At 71.6% G+C, this 20,761-nt stretch carries 17 protein-coding genes; all 17 read right to left on the minus strand.

Annotation, left to right across the window (positions count from 1 at the left end):
* Positions 1-15: 15 nt before the first annotated feature.
* Complete coding sequence (gene gmk, locus BR70_RS0108580; protein ID WP_231495671.1) at positions 16-939, minus strand: guanylate kinase; 924 nt, start codon at positions 937-939, stop codon at positions 16-18.
* Entirely contained in the window at positions 936-1,820 is an 885-nt protein-coding gene (gene pyrF / locus BR70_RS0108585) for an orotidine-5'-phosphate decarboxylase (protein WP_269319947.1), read from the minus strand. The genes gmk and pyrF overlap by 4 nt, the downstream gene beginning before the upstream one ends.
* A gap of 11 nt (positions 1,821-1,831) precedes the next feature.
* Entirely contained in the window at positions 1,832-5,125 is a 3,294-nt protein-coding gene (gene carB, locus BR70_RS0108590) for a carbamoyl-phosphate synthase large subunit (RefSeq protein ID WP_027465739.1), read from the minus strand.
* On the minus strand, positions 5,125-6,324 hold the full coding sequence (carA, locus tag BR70_RS0108595) for a glutamine-hydrolyzing carbamoyl-phosphate synthase small subunit (protein WP_027465740.1): 1,200 nt from the start codon (positions 6,322-6,324) through the stop codon (positions 5,125-5,127). Before carA ends, carB begins: the two co-directional genes overlap by 1 nt.
* Entirely contained in the window at positions 6,321-6,884 is a 564-nt protein-coding gene (locus BR70_RS20155) for a PH-like domain-containing protein (protein WP_051596738.1), read from the minus strand. Before BR70_RS20155 ends, carA begins: the two co-directional genes overlap by 4 nt.
* Positions 6,881-8,239, minus strand: a complete 1,359-nt coding sequence (locus BR70_RS0108605) for a dihydroorotase (protein WP_027465741.1) — start codon at positions 8,237-8,239, stop codon at positions 6,881-6,883. The genes BR70_RS20155 and BR70_RS0108605 overlap by 4 nt, the downstream gene beginning before the upstream one ends.
* On the minus strand, positions 8,236-9,210 hold the full coding sequence (locus tag BR70_RS0108610; RefSeq protein ID WP_027465742.1) for an aspartate carbamoyltransferase catalytic subunit: 975 nt from the start codon (positions 9,208-9,210) through the stop codon (positions 8,236-8,238). The genes BR70_RS0108605 and BR70_RS0108610 overlap by 4 nt, the downstream gene beginning before the upstream one ends.
* Positions 9,210-9,809, minus strand: coding sequence for a bifunctional pyr operon transcriptional regulator/uracil phosphoribosyltransferase PyrR (gene pyrR / locus BR70_RS0108615; RefSeq protein WP_017887177.1), 600 nt, complete (start codon positions 9,807-9,809; stop codon positions 9,210-9,212). Before pyrR ends, BR70_RS0108610 begins: the two co-directional genes overlap by 1 nt.
* 24 nt (positions 9,810-9,833) lie before the next feature.
* Entirely contained in the window at positions 9,834-10,286 is a 453-nt protein-coding gene (gene nusB, locus BR70_RS0108620) for a transcription antitermination factor NusB (protein WP_027465744.1), read from the minus strand.
* An 11-nt stretch (positions 10,287-10,297) separates the two neighbouring features.
* The gene (efp, locus tag BR70_RS0108625) at positions 10,298-10,861 is read right to left on the minus strand and encodes an elongation factor P (protein WP_027465745.1); all 564 of its coding nucleotides are present in this window, start codon (positions 10,859-10,861) and stop codon (positions 10,298-10,300) included.
* A gap of 110 nt (positions 10,862-10,971) precedes the next feature.
* On the minus strand, positions 10,972-12,663 hold the full coding sequence (locus tag BR70_RS20160; protein WP_051596739.1) for an ABC1 kinase family protein: 1,692 nt from the start codon (positions 12,661-12,663) through the stop codon (positions 10,972-10,974).
* 327 nt (positions 12,664-12,990) lie between these two features.
* Complete coding sequence (gene aroB / locus BR70_RS0108635; protein ID WP_027465746.1) at positions 12,991-14,088, minus strand: 3-dehydroquinate synthase; 1,098 nt, start codon at positions 14,086-14,088, stop codon at positions 12,991-12,993.
* Positions 14,085-14,717, minus strand: coding sequence for a shikimate kinase (locus tag BR70_RS0108640; RefSeq protein WP_027465747.1), 633 nt, complete (start codon positions 14,715-14,717; stop codon positions 14,085-14,087). Before BR70_RS0108640 ends, aroB begins: the two co-directional genes overlap by 4 nt.
* On the minus strand, positions 14,714-15,934 hold the full coding sequence (gene aroC, locus BR70_RS0108645; protein ID WP_027465748.1) for a chorismate synthase: 1,221 nt from the start codon (positions 15,932-15,934) through the stop codon (positions 14,714-14,716). The genes BR70_RS0108640 and aroC overlap by 4 nt, the downstream gene beginning before the upstream one ends.
* Before the next feature lie 43 nt (positions 15,935-15,977).
* On the minus strand, positions 15,978-17,540 hold the full coding sequence (gene mltG / locus BR70_RS20165) for an endolytic transglycosylase MltG (protein WP_231495672.1): 1,563 nt from the start codon (positions 17,538-17,540) through the stop codon (positions 15,978-15,980).
* A gap of 93 nt (positions 17,541-17,633) precedes the next feature.
* The gene (gene ruvX / locus BR70_RS0108655) at positions 17,634-18,077 is read right to left on the minus strand and encodes a Holliday junction resolvase RuvX (protein ID WP_027465749.1); all 444 of its coding nucleotides are present in this window, start codon (positions 18,075-18,077) and stop codon (positions 17,634-17,636) included.
* Positions 18,078-18,085: 8 nt separating this feature from the next.
* Positions 18,086-20,743 carry an alanine--tRNA ligase gene (gene alaS, locus BR70_RS0108660; RefSeq protein WP_027465750.1) on the minus strand — a complete coding sequence of 886 codons (2,658 nt, stop codon included), beginning with the start codon at positions 20,741-20,743 and terminating at the stop codon, positions 18,086-18,088.
* Between the last annotated feature and the right edge of the window lie 18 nt (positions 20,744-20,761).

Below are 20,761 nucleotides of genomic sequence, written 5' to 3' on the forward strand. Positions count from 1 at the left end.
AAGTCAGTGCACCCGTCAGGGCGCAGAGAACAAGTCTACGACCTCACGTGCCGCGGTGCCGACATCGGAGTTCACGATCCGCACGTCGAACTCGTCCTGGGCGGCCAGCTCGACCTTCGCGGTCTCGAGGCGACGCGCTTGTTCCTCCGCGGATTCGGTCCCGCGGCCGATGAGCCGGCGCACCAGTTCCTCCCACGTCGGGGGCAGCAGGAACACGAGCACCGCCTCGGGCATGGCGTCGCGGACCTGCCGGGCGCCCTGCAGGTCGATCTCGAGCATGACCTTCTCGCCGGCGTCGAGCGCGCGGTCGATCGGCGGGCGCGGGGTGCCGTAGCGGTACGAGTTGTGGACGGTCGCCCACTCGAGCAGCTCGCGGTCGCGGATCATGCGGTCGAACTCGTCGTCGTCCACGAAGTAGTAGTGCACGCCGTCGACCTCGCCGGGGCGCGGCTTCCGCGTGGTGGCGGAGACGCTGAGGTTGACGTCCGGGTAGTGCTGTCGGATGTGCGCGCTGACCGTGCCCTTGCCGACCGCGGTGGGTCCGGCGAGCACGACGAGCTTCGAGGCACCACGCTTGCGACCGCGGGCGGCGAGCCAGTCGGCCAGGGCCGCGCGCTGCCGGGTCCCCAGGCCACCGAGGCGCTTCGACGGTGCGATCCGCAGGGACCCCATGATCGCCTCGGCCCGCGCGGGGCCGATGCCCGGCAGGCTCACCAGCAGGTCACGGACCCGCAGCGAGCGTTCCGCCGAGGTCGTCTCGACCAGCGAGTCGTCCCACGCGGCACGGGCGACGTCGAGCGCGGAGCGCTCCCCCGACGCGATCGCGGCCTTCACCGCGGCCCGGGCGCGTCGCGCGGCGACGGCGGCCTTCGCCGCGGCGACGCGGTCGACCTCTGGCGGGGTGCGGTGGGCGGGCAGGCCGTCGTGGTCGTCGGTCACGCTGCCGCCGCCAGTGCGCTGCGGATGCGATCGGCGCGGTCGGCGACGAGCGCCGCGGCAGCGTCCGGACCGTCGGTCAGCAGGCCGCGCGACTCGCTCACGAGCACCTGCTCGGCACGCGCGCCGTACAGCGCACGGAGGTCCTCGATGCGGGCGCCCTGGGCACCGAAGCCCGGTGCGAGGACCGGCGCGGTGCCGATCGCGTCCGCGTCGATGCCGAAGTCGTCGAGGTGAAGGGTCGCGCCGAGCACGAGCCCGACGTCGCCGAGGGCCTGATCACCCACGGACCGGTTGTCGTCTGCCACGTCCAAGACGATACCGGCCGCGACCGTCCGGCCGGTACGCGGTCCCTCGGCCAGCACCGCGGTCTGCAGCACCCGGGCCTCGGGGTTGCTCGTCGCCGCGAGCACGAAGACCCCGGCACCGTTCCGGCGCGCGACGTCGATCGTGCCCCGGAGCGAGCCGTACCCGAGGTACGGCGACACCGTCATCGCGTCGGCCGCGAACGGCCCGTCGCGGTCGAGCCACGCGAGCGCGTAGTCGTCACCGGTGGTCCCGATGTCGCCCCGCTTCACGTCGGCGACGACCAGGAGGCCCGCATCGCGTGCCCGGCGGATCGTCGCGTCGAGCGCACGGTAGCCCGCAACCCCCGCCGCCTCGAAGAAGGCGACCTGCGGCTTCACGATCGCCGCGCGGCCGGCGGCCGCGTCGACCAGGGTCGCGCCGAACGCCGTGAGGCCCTGCTCGTCGCGGGCGAGCCCCCACGCCGCCAGGGTGGCGGCGTGGGGGTCGATCCCGACGCAGAGCGGTGAACGCTCCCCCATGGCGGACGCGAGGCGGTCGCCGAAGGAGGCCGGGCCTCCCGACCGGGGCGTGTCCACGATGGCAGCCGTCACCAGGTCGCGCGCTCGCGCGCGTAGTCCTGCAGGCTGCGGACGTTGAGCGGCGAACCGATCGTCTCGATCGCCGCGACGGCCGCCCCGATCTGCGCGATCGTCGTGAACAGCGGCTTGTCCGCCGCCACCGTGGCCGCGCGGATCTCGTACCCGTCCGCACGACCGGCGGCACCAGACGGCGTGTTGATGACGATGTCGACCTCGCCCGTCGCGAGCAGGTCGACGACGCTCTCGCCACCCTGGCTGTACTTGCCGACGATCCCGACCTCGATGCCGTTGCGGCGGAGGATCTCCGCCGTGCCCTCGGTCGCGATGATCGTGAAGCCGAGCTGCTGCAGGCGGTGCACCGGCAGCACGATCGCACGCTTGTCGGTGTCGGCGACGCTCACGAAGACCGTGCCGCTGGTCGGCAGGCCGCCGTACGCGGCGTCCTGCGACTTGAGGAACGCCCGCGGGAAGTCGCGGTCGATGCCCATGACCTCGCCGGTGGAGCGCATCTCGGGGCTGAGCACCGAGTCGACGACCTGGCCCTCGCGGGTGCGGAAGCGACGGAACGGCAGCACGGCTTCCTTCACGGCGACCGGCGACTGCGCGGGCACGAACGCGCCGTCACGCTCGGGCAGCATGCCCTCGGCGACGAGCTCGGCGACCGTGGTGCCGGTCATGATGCGGGACGCGGCCTTGGCGAGCGGGATGCCGAGCGCCTTCGAGACGAAGGGCACCGTGCGGCTGGCGCGCGGGTTCGCCTCGAGGACGTAGAGCACGCCGGCGCCGATGGCGAACTGCACGTTGAGCAGGCCCTGCACGCCGATGCCGCGGGCGATCTTCTCGGTCGCGTCGACGACGCCCTGGATCTCTGCGCGGCCGAGGCCGACCGGGGGCAGGGTGCAGGCCGAGTCGCCGGAGTGGATGCCGGCCTCTTCGAGGTGCTCCATGATGCCGCCGATGTAGAGCCGCTCGCCGTCGAAGAGCGCGTCCACGTCGATCTCGACGGCGTCGTCCAGGAACCGGTCGACCAGCAGCGGGAGCTCCGGGCCGATGATCGCCTGGTCGGCCATCCGGTCGAAGTAGTCCGCCAGCGACGGGGAGTCGTACAGGATCTCCATGCCGCGGCCGCCGAGCACGAACGACGGGCGGACGAGGACGGGGTACCCGATCTCCTCGGCCACCGTGGTCGCGCTCGCCAGGTCGTGGGCCGTGCCGTTCCGCGGTGCGAGCAGACCGGCGGCGTCGAGGATGGCGGAGAACTGTCCGCGCTCCTCGGCCGAGTCGATCGCGGTGGGGCTGGTGCCGAGGATCGGGATGCCCGCGGCCTCGAGCGGCTTCGCCAGGCCCAGGGCGGTCTGACCACCGAGCTGCACGACGACACCGACGAGCTCGCCGGACGCGGCCTCGGCCTCGATGACCTCGAGGACGTCCTCGGCGGTCAGGGGCTCGAAGTACAGGCGGTCCGAGGTGTCGTAGTCGGTCGACACGGTCTCGGGGTTGCAGTTGATCATGATCGTCTCGAACCCGGCGGCGCTCAGCGCGAAGGACGCGTGCACGCAGGAGTAGTCGAACTCGACGCCCTGTCCGATGCGGTTCGGGCCGGAGCCGAGGATGACGACCTTCTTGCGGTCGCTCGGGACGACCTCGGTCTCGGTGTCGTACGACGAGTAGTGGTACGGCGTCAGGGCCGGGAACTCGCCGGCGCAGGTGTCGACCGTCTTGAAGACGGGCCGGATGCCCTGGGCGTGCCGCTCGTCGCGGACCTGCTGCTCGGAGACCGGTGCCGCGTCCGAGCTGCGCAGGCTCGCGATCTGGGTGTCGCTGAAGCCGTGCTCCTTCGCCCAGCGCAGGGTGTCCGCGTCGAGGGACTCGGCGGCGCGGACCTGGTCCGCGACCTCGTTGATGAGCACGATCTGGTCGATGAACCAGGGGTCGATCTTGGTGGCCTCGAAGACCTCTTCCGCGGTGGCGCCCGCGACCAGGGCCTGCTGGACCGTCACGATGCGACCGTCGGTCGGGATCGACGACTTCGCCAGCAGGGCGTCCTTGTCGAGCTCGGCCGCCGGGGTGTCCCAGTGGAAGCTCGACCCGCGCTTCTCGAGCGAGCGCAGCGACTTCTGCAGTGCGGTGGCGTAGTTCCGGCCGATGGCCATCGCCTCGCCGACGCTCTTCATCGTCGTGGTGAGGGTGGCGTCGGCGGCCGGGAACTTCTCGAACGCGAACCGCGGGGTCTTCACGACCACGTAGTCGAGCGTCGGCTCGAAGCTCGCCGGGGTGACCTTCGTGATGTCGTTCTCGATCTCGTCGAGCCGGTAGCCGATGGCGAGCTTCGCCGCGATCTTGGCGATCGGGAAGCCCGTGGCCTTCGACGCGAGGGCCGACGAGCGGGACACGCGGGGGTTCATCTCGATGACGATGACGCGGCCGTTGGACGGGTCGACGGCGAACTGGATGTTGCAGCCGCCGGTGTCGACACCGACGCGACGGATGATGTCGATGCCGATGTTCCGCATGTTCTGGTACTCGCGGTCGGTCAGGGTCAGCGCGGGGGCGACCGTGATCGAGTCACCGGTGTGGACACCGACCGGGTCGACGTTCTCGATGGAGCAGATGACGACGGTGTTGTCGTAGTTGTCGCGCATCAGCTCGAGCTCGTACTCCTTCCAGCCGAGGATGGACTCCTCGAGCAGGACCTCGGTCGTCGGGCTGGACTGCAGCCCGTCGCCGACGAAGCGGACGAGTTCGGCCTCGTTGTAGGCGAAGCCCGAGCCGAGGCCGCCCATGGTGAAGGACGGGCGGACGACCAGCGGGTACCCGAGGTCCTTCGCGAACTCCTTCGCTTCTTCGAGCGTGTGCGCGATGTGGCTGCGGGCGACGTCGGCGCCCGATTCGAGCACGAGCTCCTTGAAGAGCTGGCGGTCCTCGCCGCGCTGGATCGCCTCGACCTTGGCACCGATGAGCTCGACGCCGTGCTTGGTGAGGATGCCGGCCTCGTCGAGCGCGATGGCCGCGTTCAGGGCCGTCTGGCCGCCGAGGGTCGGCAGGACGGCGTCCGGCTTCTCGATGCGGATGATCTCCTCGAGCGACGCGTTCGTGATCGGCTCGATGTAGGTCGCGTCGGCGAAGTCGGGGTCGGTCATGATCGTCGCCGGGTTCGGGTTGACCAGGATGACCCGGACGCCCTCGGCCCGGAGGACGCGGCACGCCTGGGTGCCGGAGTAGTCGAACTCGGCGGCCTGACCGATGACGATCGGGCCGGAACCGATGACGAGGACGGAGTTGATGTCTGCGCGCTTGGGCATCAGTTCGCTTCCTTGGTGATGTCTGCTGCGGGGGTCGTGGCATCGGCGGTGGCCGCGTCGAGCGGCTCCCCGTCGCGACGCTCGCGCACCATGTCCGCGAACCGGTCGAAGAGGTACATGCTGTCGTGCGGTCCGGCGGCGGCCTCGGGGTGGTACTGCACGCTGAACGCGGGCACGTCGAGCGCACGGAGGCCCTCGACCACGTTGTCGTTCAGCGAGTAGTGCGAGACCTCGACCCGACCGAACCCGGCGGGCGACTCGAGGACCTCGCCGAGGGGTGCGTCGACCGCGAAGCCGTGGTTCTGGCTCGTGATCTCGACCTTGCCCGTGGTCGTGTCGAGCACCGGCTGGTTGATGCCGCGGTGACCGAAGGGCAGCTTGTAGGTGCCGAAGCCGAGCGCACGGCCGAGCAGCTGGTTGCCGAAGCAGATGCCGAAGAAGGGCCGGCCGGTACGCAGGCTGTCCTGCAGCAGTTCCACCTGCGCGTCCGACGCGGCGGGGTCGCCGGGGCCGTTCGAGTAGAACAGGGCGTCCGGTGCGAGGGCTTCCAGCTCCGGGGCGGAGATGTCCTGCGGCACCACGTGCACCTCGAAGCCGCGGGCGGCGAGGTACCGGGTGGTCGAGGCCTTCACGCCGAGGTCGAGCACGGCCAGGGTGCCGATCTGCTCGCCGACTGCGGGGACGACGTAGGGCTCCGGGGTGGACACGACCGCCGAGAAGCTCGCGCCGGCCATCGTCGCCTGCGACACGACCGCGTCCAGCTGCGACTCGGCGGGCAGTGCGGCGTCCGCACCGCTGAAGACGCCGCCCTTCATGGCGCCGGCGTCACGGATGCGGCGCGTGAGCGCGCGGGTGTCGATGCCGGAGATACCGACGATGCCGTCGCGCACCAGGTGGTCGTCGAGCGTGGCGTTCGCGCGGTGGTTCGACACCACGCGGCTGGGGTCGCGCACCACGTACCCGGCCACCCAGATGCGACGGGACTCGGGGTCCTCGTCGTTCACGCCCGTGTTGCCGATGTGCGGCGCGGTCTGCACCACGATCTGCCCGGCGTAGGAGGGATCGGTCAGCGTCTCCTGGTAGCCGGTCATGCCGGTCGCGAAGACCACCTCACCGAGCGTGCGCCCACGGGCGCCGTAGGCCCAGCCGTCGTACCGGGTGCCGTCTTCGAGGACCAGGACGGCCCGTTCGCGTGTCATGCTTTCTTCCCTTCGCCCGCGGTTCGCGGAGCATCGGCCGCAGTCGCCTGCGGCCCGGTCTCGGTCAGTCCCTGCAGGGCGTGCAGCGCGGCTGCGTCGCCCTCCGGGAACCGGAAGTAGGTGTCCAGGTCCGTCGCACCTGCGGCGCCGGTCGCCGTCCATCGCAGACGGACCAGTCCCCCGGGTTCGACCACTCGGTCGATCGCCCACGTGGAGCGGTCGGCGCCGCGGACCGCGTCACGCGCGATCCAGCGGTCGTCGGTGCCGGCGAGGCGCATCACCACGCCGGTCGCGTGGACCGTCACCCCGCCGCGGCCGCGGAACCCGAGGCCGCCTGCGGTGATGCGTTCCAGCGGCTGGTCGGCACGGGTCGTCGCGACGGTGAACCCGTCCCACGACCCGACCGCCGGCGCCAGGTCGGCCGGCACCCGGACCGGAGGCACGGCTTCCGCCTGCTTCCTGGTCCGCGTCCGCCAGGTGCGCGCCATCGCCACGAACAGGGCGGCGACCGCGAGCAGGATCACCGCGCCGAGGAGCCAGCGCTGGGCGTCGCCGCTCATGCGCGCGCCCCCGTCCGGAACGCCGCGGCGTGCGCCGCGATCGTCTCCGCGTCGACGACCTTGCCGTCGAGCACCGTCGCGTACCCCTGGTGGAAGGTGGCGACGACCCGGCCCGGCAGCGTCATGCCGAGGTACGGCGAGTTCTGCGACTGCCCTGCGAGGTCGGTGACCGCGAACTCGCGACTGGCCGACGGGTCGTAGAGCGTGATCTCGGCGGGAGCGCCCGCGGCGATCCGCTGCCCGTGTCCCTCGACCTGGCCGATCCGCGCCGGTGCCTCGGACAGCACCCGTGCGACGTCGGCCCAGTCGAGCCGGCCGTCGTCGACCACCGCGGCCTGCACCACGCTCAGCGCGGACTCGAGCCCGACCATGCCGTTCGCGGCGGCGGGCCACTCGCAGCACTTCGCCTCGGCGGTGTGCGGTGCGTGGTCGGTCGCGACGATGTCGATGGTGCCGTCGGCCAGGGCCGCGCGGAGTGCCTCGACGTCCTCGCGGGCGCGGAGCGGCGGGTTCACCTTGTAGCGGGCGTCGTACCCGGGGGCACCGTCGTGGCCGGCGATGAGGTCCTCGGTGAGCACCAGGTGGTGCGGCGTGACCTCGGCCGTGACGTCGATGCCACGGGACTTCGCCCACCGGATCACCTCGACGCTGCCGGCCGTCGAGACGTGGCAGACGTGCAGGCGTGCTCCGACGTGGTCGGCGAGCAGGACGTCGCGGGCGATGATCGCCTCTTCCGCGACGGCGGGCCAGCCGGCGAGGCCGAGCTCCGAGGACAGTCGCCCCTCGTTCATCTGCGCGCCGATGGTCAGCCGGGGCTCCTGGGCGTGCTGCGCGAGCACCCCGCCGAAGCCCTTGATGTACTCGAGTGCGCGGCGCATGAGCAGCGGGTCGGCCACGCAGGAGCCGTCGTCCGAGAAGACCCGGACCTTCGCCCGGGAGGTCGCCATCGCGCCGATCTCGGACAGGTGGGTGCCCTGCAGCCCCTGTGACACGGCACCGATCGGGCGGACCGTCACGTAGCCGGCGTCGTCACCGAGCGCCTGGACCTGCTCGACGACCCCGGCGGTGTCCGCGACGGGGCTCGAGTTCGCCATGGCGTTGACGGCGGTGAACCCGCCGGCAGCCGCGGCACGCGAGCCGGTGAGGACCGTCTCGGACTCCTCGTGACCGGGCTCGCGCAGGTGCGTGTGGAGGTCCACGAGACCGGGCAGGGCGATGAGGCCGTCCGCGTCCACGGTGGTGGCGCCGGCCGTGTCGAGACCGGTCCCGACCGCAGTGATGCGACCGCCCTCCAGACGGATGTCGGCACGCGAGCCGTCGACCAGCTGCGCGCCACGGATCAGGTGAGCGGTCATGCGGCGGACTCCTTCGCGTCGGTGCCGTTGCCGGCGCTGCCCGTCAGGGCGAGGTAGAGGACGGCCATCCGGACCGAGACGCCGTTCTCGACCTGCTCGACGACGGTCGAGCGGGGGTCGTCGGCGGCGACGCCGGCGATCTCGAGCCCGCGGTTCATCGGACCGGGGTGCATGATCAGCGTTCGCTCGGACAGCCGCCCGAAGCGCGCCGCGGTCAGGCCCCAGTGCCGCGTGTACTCGCGCGGGTTCGGGAAGAAGGCGTCGTTCATGCGTTCCTGCTGGATGCGGAGCGTCATGACGACGTCCGGGTCCTCGGCCAGGGCGGTGTCGAGGTCGTGGTGCACCGCGGCGCCGAACGGGGTCGGCGTGGCGGGCAGCAGTGTCGGCGGCGCGGCGAAGGTCACGCTCGCCCCGAGGGTGCGGAGCAGCCACGCGTTCGACCGGGCGACCCGGCTGTGCAGCACGTCGCCGATGATCAGGACGCGCACGCCGTCGAGGCCCTGGCCGCGTGAGCCGGCGCCGTGCAGGCGGCGGCGCATGGTGAAGGCGTCGAGCAGCGCCTGCGTCGGGTGCTCGTGGGTCCCGTCACCGGCGTTGACCACCGGCACGTCGATCCAGTCGGCGTCGGCGAGCACCCGCGGGGCGCCCGAGGCACCGTGGCGCATGACGATGCCGTCGATGCCCATCGCGCCGAGGGTCTGCACGGTGTCCTTCAGGGATTCGCCCTTCGAGACGCTCGAGCCCTTCGCGGCGAAGTTCAGGACGTCGGCGGACAGGCGCTTCGCGGCGGCCTCGAACGAGATGCGCGTGCGCGTGGAGTCCTCGAAGAACAGGTTCACCACGGTCTTGCCGCGCAGGGCCGGGAGCTTCCGGACCTCGCGCGTGTTGACCTCGGCCATCTCCTCGGCGACGTCGAGGATGTGGACGGCCTGGTCGCGGGACAGGTCGGCGGTGGAGAGCAGGTGCCGCATCACGCCACCCCCTGCTCGATGAACACGGTGTCGTCGCCGTCCGTCTCCGCCAGGTGCAGCGTGACCCGCTCGTCGGACGCGGTCGGCAGGTTCTTGCCCACGTGGTCCGCACGGATCGGCAGCTCGCGGTGGCCGCGGTCGACGAGCACGGCGAGCCGGACGGCACGCGGCCGTCCGATGCCCTGCAGCGCGTCGAGCGCGGCGCGGACGGTGCGGCCGGAGTAGAGCACGTCGTCGACGAGCACGACGACCTTGCCGTCGATGCCGCCGGCGGGGATGACCGTCCGGTGCGGCGCGCGACCGATGCCGTGGCCGAGGTCGTCCCGGTGCATGGTGACGTCGAGCGTGCCGACACGCTCCGTCCCGATGCCGCCGGCGGCCGAGGACCACTCCGGCTCGATGCCGGCCAGGATCCGGCCGAGGCGCTCCGCCAGGACGGCGCCGCGGGTCGGGATGCCGAGGAGCACGAGGTCCGAGCCCCCGTGGTTGGCTTCGAGGATCTCGTGCGCGATGCGTGTCAGGGCACGCGTGATGTCGGGCTGTTGCAGGACCGTTCTGGTTCCCACGTCGACCCCCTTCCCCGCCTCACTGGACGGCATTAAAGGATGCTGACGTGGTCAACCCTACCGGGACTCCTGGTCTCCTGCGACCGTCCGACCGGACGGTGCGCGACCGCCGGCGACGGCCCCGAGCACGCCGTTGACGAAGCCCGCCGAGTCCTCGGTGGACAGCGACTGCGCGAGCTCGACCGCCTCGGCGATGGCGACGGCGTCGGGGACCTCCGGGTTGAACCGGAGCTCCCAGACGGCCATCCGCAGGATGCAGCGGTCGAGGACCGGCATCCGGGCGATCGACCAGCCCTGGGCGTGGTCGACGATGACGGAGTCGATCTCGTGACGGGCGTCGTCGACACCCGTGACGATCTGGCGCGCGTAGTCCCAGCTGGAGGCACGCTCCGGCTGGTCCAGGTGCCGGACCGTCTCGGTGGCGAGCACGTCCGCGATCGGCAGCTCGCGCACCTCGGCCACGTACAGCATGTCGAGGGCGCGCTTGCGGGCCTTCGAACGAGCACTCATACGGTCAGCGCCTAGGAGTTGACGCGGCCGAGGAAGCTGCCGTCGCGCGTGTCGATCTTCACCAGGGTGCCGCTCTCCAGGTACAGCGGGACCTGGATGCGGTGGCCGGTCGCGATGATGGTCGCGTCCTTGGTGCCACCGGAGGAACGGTCGCCCTGCAGGCCGGGCTCGGTCTCGACCTCGGTGACGATCGACGTCGGGAGCTCGACGTACAGCGGGTTGCCCTCGTTCATCGCGATGGTGACCATCGCGGACTCGAGCAGGTAGTTCTTGGCGTCGCCGACCACGGTCGCGGAGACCGGGATCTGGTCGTACGTGTCGGTGTCCATGAACACGTAGGAGTCGCCGTCCTCGTAGAGGAACTGGTAGTCACGACGGTCGACGGTCGCGGTGTCGATCTTCGCGCCGGCGTTGAACGTGCGGTCGACGACCTTGCCGGAGACGACGTTCTTGAGCTTCGTGCGGACGAACGCGCCACCCTTGCCCGGCTTGACGTGCTGGAACTCGACGACCGACCACAGCTGGCCGTCGATGATGAGAACGGCGCCGTTCTTGATGTCTGTGGTACTGGCCATGAGTCGTCGGTGTCCCGTTCGGTCGTGTTGTGAAGTGTCCTCGGGCCGCGGACGGCCCCGGACGAGTGTAGCGGACGCCCGCCCGGCGGCCGGAGCGGTGCGCGCCGCGGTCAGCGTCGCCGTCGGGCGAGCCAGGCGTCGATCGCCGCCCAGCCGAGCAGCACCACCGCCGCTCCCCCGAGCAACCCGCCCGCGACCCCGGTGGACAGGGCCGACGTCGGTCGCGCCGGCAGCGCCAGGTAGACGATCGCCAGGATCCCCGCCCCCGCGCCGAGCAGCACGAGCAGGATGCGCCGGATCATGCCGGACACGAGCTGCCGGTCGCGGCTGTCCGCGAAGAGCCGGATGTTCACCGTGAACCGTCCGGTCTCGATCGCCTCGCCGATGCGGTCCACCCGGCGGGGCAGGCGACGGGCGGCCGACACGACGCCGAGCAGTTCCTTCGCCGCGAGGTCGCGGAGCTTGCCGGGCCGGAGCTGGTCGGTGATCTGCTCCCGGGCGAGTCCGCGGGACTCCTCGAGCAGGTCGAACGACGGTGCGAGCGTGCGGAGGGTGCCCTCGAAGATGGCCAGGGCACGGGCCGCGGCGACGAAGTCCGGCGGCGGCTTCAACCGGTACCGCCCGAAGACCTCGACCGCGTCGTCCACGGTGTCGACACCGATGCGTGCACCCGGGCCGAGCTCGTCCGCGACGAAGCGGGCGATGTCCCGACGGAAGTCGGGCTCGTCGTGCGCATCGCGCACGGGGGCCATCCTCAGGACCGCATCGGCGATCCGCGACGTGTCGTCCTGCAGGTAGGCGGCCAACAGGTCCTGGACCGTGTCCCGGAGACCCGGGTCGAGCCTCCCGACCGATCCGAAGTCGATCAACGCGGGCCGCCCGTCGGGCAGCACCAGGACGTTCCCCGGGTGCAGGTCCGCGTGGTACAGGCCGTCGAAGACGACCTGGCGCAGGAAGGCGCGGAGGATCGCGCGCATCGGCGCGTCGAGGTCGCGCTCGGAACGCTCGGCGCGGATCGCGCTGAGGGTGTCGCCCTCCAGGAACTCCATCACGAGCACACGCCGGCCGGACAGGTCCGGGTAGGGGTCCGGGAACCGGACGTCGTCCGGACGCGCGCTGCGGGCCTGGGCCGCACGCAGCGCCGTGAGGTTCCGGAGCTCGGAGACGAAGTCGACCTGCCGGATCAGGTCGTCCGCGTACTGGCCGGCGATGTCCTGCACCCCGACCTGCCGCGCCTCGGTCGACCACCGGGCCATGAACCGGACGACCCGCAGCGCGATGTCGACGTCGCGGCGCACCGCGGCGTCGATCCCCGGCCGCTGCACCTTCACGGCGACCGCGGTGCCGTCGGGCAGCCGGGCGCGGTGCACCTGCGCGATGGACGCCGCTGCGACGGGCACCGGGTCGAAGGTCGCGAAGACCTGGTCGACCGGGGCACCGAGCTCCTGCTCGAGGAGCGCACGGACCTCGTCCGCCGGCGCCGCCGTGACGTTCCGCTGCAGGTGTGCGAGTCCCTCGGTCCACTCCTCGGGCAACAGGTCGTCGCGGGTGGAGAGCAGCTGGCCCATCTTCACGAACCCGCCACCGGCTTCCTCGAGCGCCCGGCGCAGGTGCTCGGCCTGGTCGCGACGCAGGTCCGAGGTGGCCGGGTCGTGCGAGAAGTCGAGACGACGGAACGGCACCAGGTGGTGGCGGCGGGCGATCGAGAGGAGTTCGGTGAAGCGCCGACCACGGGAGCGCAGGGTGCCGGTGTCGGCATCGCGCGGGCCGGAGAGGTCGCTCAGTCGGGGTGGGGTGGGCACGCCCGCCAGTCTGCTCCCCGGTGCTGGGTCCGCAGCGTGCGGGTGGCCCGGTCCGTCGCGTCGCTCCATCCTCCTCCACAGCCTGGAGGCCCGGCGCGGCTTCCACAGGTCGGCGCGGGCCCGGCGCGGGGCTCGGCATAGGAGCGGACACTCGTGCTGTGAGACAGCACTGATCGCGGCGTGCATCGCCGCCGGAGCGGCGATCGTCGCGGCCGTCGTCACCTGGTCCGGGGCGTGGCCTGGCATCGGTTCACCTGGGTCACCGTCTCGACGAGTGTCACCTGGTGGTGGCGCAGGACGCGACGGGTCCTGCGCTGACCGGCGTGGCTAGACGCCGACCTCCTGGTAGGCGGTGAAGAGCAGGTGGTCCTCGGGGCCCTCGAGCACGACGGGCTTGCCGACGCCGTCCAGGATGATGAACCGCAGCATGCCGGCACGGGCCTTCTTGTCGCGGCGCATCGTGGCGAGCAGCCCCTGCCACCGACCGACACCGTACGAGGTCGGCAGGTCGAGCGACTCGAGGATCGCCCGGTGCCGGTCGACCGTGGCGTCGTCCAGGTGGCCGGTGAGTCGGGCGAGTTCGGCGGCGAACACCATGCCGACCGACACCGCCGCCCCGTGGCGCCACTGGTACCGCTCGGCGTGCTCGATCGCGTGCCCGAGGGTGTGCCCGTAGTTCAGGATCTCGCGTCGGCCCTGCTCGGTGAAGTCGTCCGAGACGACCTCGGCCTTGAGCGCGATGGCGAGCTCGACGACCCGCCGGAACTCCGGCGTCGTCGGGTCGGTCACCCGGTCGACGTCGGCCTCGACGATGTCCAGGATCTCGGGCACGGCGATGAACCCGGCCTTCACGATCTCCGCGAAGCCGGTCAGGATCTCGTTGCGCGGCAGCGTGCGGGCGAGGTCGAGGTCCACGACGACGGCGCGGGGGGCGTAGAAGGCGCCGACCAGGTTCTTGCCCTCGTTCGTGTTGATGCCCGTCTTCCCGCCGACGCTGGCGTCCACCATGCCGAGCACGCTGGTCGGGACGGCCACGTACGGCACACCGCGCAGCCAGGTCGCGGCGACGAAGCCGGCCAGGTCGGTGACGGCACCGCCACCGAGGCCGATGACCGCGTCGGTGCGGGTGAAGTCGGCCTGCCCCATGATCTGCCAGCAGAACGCCGCGACCTCGACGCGCTTGGCGCCCTCGGCGTCGGGCACCTCGGCGATCAGGGCTTCGAGCCCGGCCTCGACCAGCAGCGCCCGGAGCTCGTTCGCCCGGGCACCGAGCGTCGGCGAGTGCACGATGAGGACCTTGGCGACACGCGGGCCCAGGATCGCGGGCAGGGCGCCGAGCAGGTCCGTGCCGACGGCCACCGTGTAGCCGTCGTCACCGCCGACCCGGATCTCGGTGGTCCCGGCGGGCAGGGTCGACTCGGTCACGGTGCTCCTTCGGTGCTGGTGGTGCTGGTGGCGCTGCTGGTCGTGCTGCCGGGCGCGACGGTGGTGCCGCTGCGCTCGGTGGTGCCTGCGTCGCTGCGCTCGGTGGTGCCGGCGTCGCTGCGCAGCCATGTGACGACCTCGTCGACCACGCGGGACATCGGCCGGCGGGACGTGTCGACCACGACGTGCGCGAGCTCGGCGTAGGTGGCGGCCCGCTCGTCCATGATCGTCTGCCAGGCGTCGATCCCGCCGTTCGCCAGCAGGGGCCGGTCGGACCCGGCGATGCGGTCGGCGACGGCCTCGGGCGACACGGTGAGCAGGACGATGCGCGCCCCGCCCAGGGCCTGCCGGGTGTCCGCGTGGGTGACGGCTCCCCCGCCCACGGCGATCACGCCGCCGGTGGCGAGCGCTGCCCGGACGGCCTCGGCTTCGAGGGCGCGGAACGCCGGCTCACCGCGGTCGGCGAAGATCCCGGGGATCGGTCCGTGCTCGCGCACGATGACCCGGTCGGTGTCCGTGAACGGGACGCCGAGGGCCTTCGCCACCCGCTTGCCGACGCTCGACTTGCCGGCACCCATCGGGCCGATGACGACCACGGGCGCGTCGGCGCGTCGCACGTCGGTGCTCACAGGTCGGTCGAGGTCGCCGACGGTTCGGTCCGGCGCGTCCGCAGGGTCTCCGGGATCGCCGCGAGGTAGGCGTCGAGGTTGCGCTTCGTCTCGACGACGTTGTCGCCGCCGAACTTCTCGAGCACCGCGTCGGCGAGCACCAGGGCCACCATCGCCTCGGCGACCACGCCCGCCGCGGGCACGGCACAGACGTCCGAGCGCTGGTGGTGCGCCGAAGCGTCCTCACCGGAGACGACGTCCACGGTGTGCAGGGCGTGCGGGATGGTCGCGATCGGCTTCATGCCGGCGCGGACCCGCAGCACGGTGCCCGTGGACATCCCGCCCTCGGTCCCACCGGCGCGGTCGCTCGTGCGGTAGATCTCGCCGTCCTCGCGGTACAGCTCGTCGTGGGCGGCGGAGCCCCGGCGCCCGGCGGTCGCGAAGCCGTCGCCGACCTCGACGCCCTTGATGGCCTGGATCCCCATGATCGCCGCGGCCAGGCGGGCATCGAGCCGGCGGTCCCAGTGCACGTGCGAGCCGAGGCCCGGCGGGACGCCGTAGAACAGCACCTCGACGACGCCGCCGAGGGTGTCGCCGTCCTTCTTCGCCGCCTCGACCTCGGTGACCATCCGTGCCGAGGTCTCGGGGTCGAAGCAGCGCAGCTGGTCCTCGTCGAGGCGGTCCACGTCGTCGGGCAGCGGCAGCTCCGTGCCGTCCGGGACCCGGACGGTCCCGACCTGCAGCGTGTGCGCCACCGAGCGGATGCCGAGTTCGGCCAGGAACGACTTCGCGACGGCGCCGAGCGCCACACGGGCAGCGGTCTCGCGGGCGCTCGCACGCTCCAGGATCGGGCGGGCCTCGTCGAAGCCGTACTTCTGCATGCCGACCAGGTCGGCGTGACCCGGACGCGGTCGGGTGAGCGGGGCACTCCGCCCGCGGGACATCTCGGTCGACTCGATCGGCTCGGGGTTCATGACCTCGACCCACTTCGGCCACTCGGTGTTGCCGATGCGGATCGCGATGGGGCTGCCGAGCGAGTAGCCGTGCCGGACGCCGCCGGACACGTGCAGCTCGTCCTGCTCGAACTTCATCCGCGAGCCACGGCCGTAGCCGAGCTTTCGGCGCGCGAGATCGGCACGGATGGACTCGAACGACACCGGGACACCCGCGGGCAGGCCCTCGAGCATGGCGATCAGTTCGGGTCCGTGGGACTCACCAGCAGTCAACCAACGAAGCATGCGGCAATCCTCCCACAGCGCACCGCCGTGCGACGTCGCCGTCCTACTGGTAGTCGGGGTGCGCCCGGAGCCACGCCTGGAACTGCTTCACCGCGACGAGGTGCTCGTCGTAGGTGTTCGAGAACACCGTCTCGCCGGTTTCCAGGTTCACCGTCACGAAGTACAGCCACTTGCCCGGGGCCTCGTTCGTCACGGCCTTGATCGCGATGTCACCGGGGTTCGAGATCGGTGCCGGCGGCAGCCCCTCGTGCACGTACGTGTTGTACGCGTTCGACTCGTCGGCCCGTTCGGCGTCGGTCGTCGTCACGGTGTGCGTGTTGCCCGTGCCGTAGGCGACGGTGGCGTCGGACTGCAGGCGCATGCCCTGGTCGAGGCGGTTCTGGAACACCCGGGCGACCTTCGGGTAGTCGGCTGCGAGGCCGGCTTCCTTCTGCACCAGCGACGCGAAGACGATGGTGCGCTCCTGGTCGGCCTCCTTGACGCCGGCGGCGGACAGGCGCTCCTTCATGGTGTCGACCATCGACTTGAAGTACTGCTCGGCGGTCCAGCCCGGGTTGATCGGGTAGGTCGCGGGGAAGAGCCAGCCCTCGAGCGTCGTGACGCCGGACGGCAGGTCGTAGGCCGACAGGTCCTTCGCGGCCGCGTCGACCTCCTGCTTGGTCAGGCCGGCCTTCGAGACCATCCCGGCCTCGATGTCGGCGAGGGCGGTGCCCTCCGGGATGATGATCGACGCCTGCACGCGGTTCTTCGTGTCCTGCAGTGCCGCGAGCGCGGACTTCGAGCTCATCTGCTTCTTCAGCGCGTACGAACCGGGCTGGAACTGCACGTCCGGCGAGGCCAGCAGGAGCTTGTAGAACACCTTCGAGTCCTTGACGACGCCGCTGCGCTGCAGCGTCGCGGCGACGTTCTCGCCGATGTCGCCCTGCTTGATGGTGATGGTCACCTTCGAGGTGCCGTCGCCGGTGTAGTCGTCGGGCTCCTGCGCGCCGCTGATCGCCGCGATGAGCTGCTGGAACTTGGGTGCGGCGAAGGTGTAGGCGCCGACGCCGGCGGCGAGCACCACCGCGACGATGACGAGTCCGGCGACGAGCGGTCCGCGTCGGCGCTTCGGCCGTGGCTCCCGGGGCGGCCTGGAGGCGCGGCCTCCCCCGCCTCGTCCCCCGCGGCCACCGCCTCCCGCGGCGCCACCGCCGCCGGTCACGTCACCGTCGTCCGTCCCGTCGGCCCCGGATCCCCCGCCCGCAGCGGTCGCCGCGGGCTCGGTCGGCAGCTCGCCGGTCAGCAGTGCGGCGACCTCGGGGTGCAGGTCTTCGGGGCGGGTGGCGATCGGCGCGTCGGCGGGTGACGCGGGGCGTTCGTCGCGTGCGGCTGGCAGGGAATCGGTGGTCCGCTCGGGGACCGGCGACTCGTCGGTCGCTGCAACTCGGGCTCGTTCGGCCTCGAGGGCTCGGGCTTCGCGTCGGGACATCGGAGGCGCCGGCGGTGGGGTCACCTGACCAGCGTCGTCGCGGTCATCGGTGCCTGTCGTGCGGTCGGAAGTCGCCTTCCGCCGCTCGGCGTCGTTGCCGGGCGCGATGATCGCGTTCCAGTCCAGATCGTCTGCCAACGTCCTCGGTCTCTCGGTCGGGAACTCCACCTGGGCACCGTCGTCCTCGCAGCTGACGACGAGAGCACCCATGTGCGGTACCGGGCAGCCCTGTCAGGGAAGCGTGGCGCCCGGAGGGGCACCGGCACTGCGCTCGTGGTCGAGCGCGTGTTGCAGAATGATAACAGCGGCTGCTTGGTCGATCACGGCCCGGGACTTCTTCGTGTTCTTGCCGGCCTGGTGCAGCCCCCGCTGGGCCGTCACGGTCGACAGTCGTTCGTCGACCAGGCGCACCGGCCGACGCGTCGCGATCCGGGCGGCGAAGACACGGGCGTCCTCGGTGGAGGCCGTGTCCCCACCCGACATCGACAGGGGCAGCCCGACGACGACCTCGAGCACGTCGTACTCGTCCGCGAGCTCGAGGATCCGCCGGAGGTCCGTCGAGTCGTCACGACGGACGGTCTCGACCGGCGTCGCCAGCAGCCCGTCGCGGTCGCACACGGCGACCCCGATCCGGGCGCGTCCGACGTCCACGCCGAGGCGACGCCCGGACCGGATGCCCACGGTCAGCCCGCGAGCCGTGCAGTCACGGCACGCAGCGCCGCGGGGAGCGCGGCCGCGTCGGTCCCGCCGCCCTGCGCCAGGTCCGGCTTGCCGCCGCCACCGCCACCGAGCACGCCGGCGGCCTCCTTCGCGAGGGGGCCCGCCTGCACGCCCGCAGCACGAGCGGCGTCGTTGGTCGCGACGATCACGATCGGCTTGCCACCGACGACTGCCCCGAGCACGACCACGGCCGCGCCGTCACCGAGCTGGCCCCGCACGCCGGTGGCGAGCGAGCGCAGGTCGTCGCCGGACGGCAGGCCGTCGACCGTCTCGGCGACCACGGTGGTGGCACCGACGGTCGTGGCGTTGCGGGCGATGGCGGGCACGCGCTGCTGCAGGTTGGCCGACTCGTACTCGGCGAGCTTCTTCTGGGCGGACCGGAGGTCCTCCATCAGGTTCTGGACGCGGGCTGGCAGGTCGGCACGGGGTGCCTTGAGCGCGCTGGAGAGCTGCGACACGATCGTGCGCTCGACGGCGAGGTCGCGGAACCCCTCGAGCCCGACCAGTGCCTCGACGCGGCGGTTCGTCGAACCGACGCTCGACTCCCCCACCAGGTTGACGAGCCCGATCTGCGCGCTCGAGGCGACGTGCGTGCCACCGCAGAGCTCGCGGGACCACGGGCCGCCGATGTCGACCATGCGGACCTCGGCGCCGTACTTCTCACCGAACAGGGCCTGTGCCCCGAGGGCCTTCGCCTCGTCGATGGGCAGGATGCGCGTGGAGACCTCGAGGTCGGTGCGGATCGCGGTGTTCACGACCTCCTCGATCTCGGAGCGCGTCTCGAGCGAGACCGGCTGCGACCACGAGAAGTCGAGGCGCATGTAGCCGGACTTGTTGTACGAACCGGCCTGCAGCGCCTCCGGCCCGAGGATGTCGCGGAGGGCCGCGTTGACCAGGTGCGTCGCGGAGTGCGCCTGGGTCGCACCGCGGCGGTACTCCGCGTCGACGACGGTGCTCGCGGCGTCGCCGACGCCGACCTCGCCGGAGCGGACCTGCACGGTGTGGCTCCACAGTCCGGAGACCGGTCGCTGGACGTCGAGGACCTCGAGGTCGAACCCGTTGCCGACGATCGAGCCCTGGTCGGCGTCCTGGCCGCCCGACTCCGCGTACAGGGAGGTCTCGCCGAGGATGACCTCGGCGATGTCACCGGCGACCGCACGGTCGACGCTCACGCCGCCGACGATGATGCCGAGCACGCGCGTCTCGGCCTCGAGCGCGTCGTAGCCGAGGAACGTCGTCTCGCCCTTCGCCCGGAACGCGCTGTACACGCTCAGGTCGGCGATCGCGGTCTTCTTGCTCTTCGCGTCGGCCTTCGCCCGGGCACGCTGCTCGGACATCAGGGTCTCGAACGCCGTGCGGTCGACGTGGACGCCGGCTTCCTCGGCCATCTCCATCGTCAGGTCGATGGGGAACCCGAAGGTGTCGTGCAGCAGGAACGCCGTGTCGCCGCCGATCGACGGGGCGCCGTCCTGCTTCGCGCGCTCGACGGCGACGTCGAGGATGGTCGTGCCCTGTGCCAGGGTGCGGAGGAAGGTCTCCTCTTCCGCGTAGGCGATGCGGGAGATCCGGTCGTAGTCGGACGCCACCTCGGGGTAGGCGTCGCGCATGGCGTCGCGGGACGCCGGGAAGAGCTCGGGGAACGTGGGGGCCTCGACACCGAGCAGGCGCATCGCGCGGACGGTGCGACGGAGCAGCCGACGGAGGATGTACCCGCGGCCCTCGTTCGACGGGCTCACGCCGTCGGCGATGAGCATCAGCGAGGAACGGACGTGGTCGGCGATGACGCGCATCCGCACGTCGTCCTCGTGCACGGCACCGTAGCGCCGGCCGGAGATCTCGGCCGCACGGTCGAGCACCGGGCGCACCTGGTCGATCTCGTACATGTTGTCGACGCCCTGCTTGATGAAGGCGACGCGCTCGAGCCCCATGCCGGTGTCGATGTTCTTGTTCGGCAGCTCGCCGGTGATCTCGAAGTCGTACTTCGACCGCACGTCGGCGATCTGGTACTGCATGAAGACGAGGTTCCAGATCTCGACGTACCGGTCGTCGTCCGTCGCCGGGCCGCCGTCGATGCCGTACTCGGGGCCACGGTCGAAGAAGATCTCCGAGCAGGGACCCGCCGGTCCGGGCTGTCCGGTCGACCAGTAGTTGGTGTCCTTGCCGAGGCGCTGGATCCGCTCGTCGGGCAGCGAGGAGTGCTGCTTCCAGAAGCCGATCGCCTCGTCGTCCTCTTCGTAGACGGTGACCCAGAGGTCGTCCGGCGAGAAGCCGAGCCCGCCGTCGGTCTCCGGCTTGGTCAGGAACTCCCAGGCGAACTGGATCGCCTGCTCCTTGAAGTAGTCGCCGAACGAGAAGTTCCCGTTCATCTGGAAGAACGTGCCGTGGCGAGGGGTCTTGCCGACCTCTTCGATGTCGTTCGTGCGGATGCACTTCTGCACGCTCGTCGCCCGCGGGAACGGCGCCGGGATGAGACCGGTCAGGTACGGGATGAACGGCACCATGCCGGCGACCGTGAAGAGGAGCGACGGGTCGTCGGAGACGAGGGACGCGGACGGGACGACGGTGTGGCCGCGGTCACCGAAGTACTGGAGCCAACGGCGGCGGATCTCTGCGGTCTGCATGGTGCTTCCTGGGTTCAG

Source organism: Curtobacterium sp. UNCCL17, assembly GCF_000686685.1.
GTDB lineage: Bacteria > Actinomycetota > Actinomycetes > Actinomycetales > Microbacteriaceae > Curtobacterium > Curtobacterium flaccumfaciens.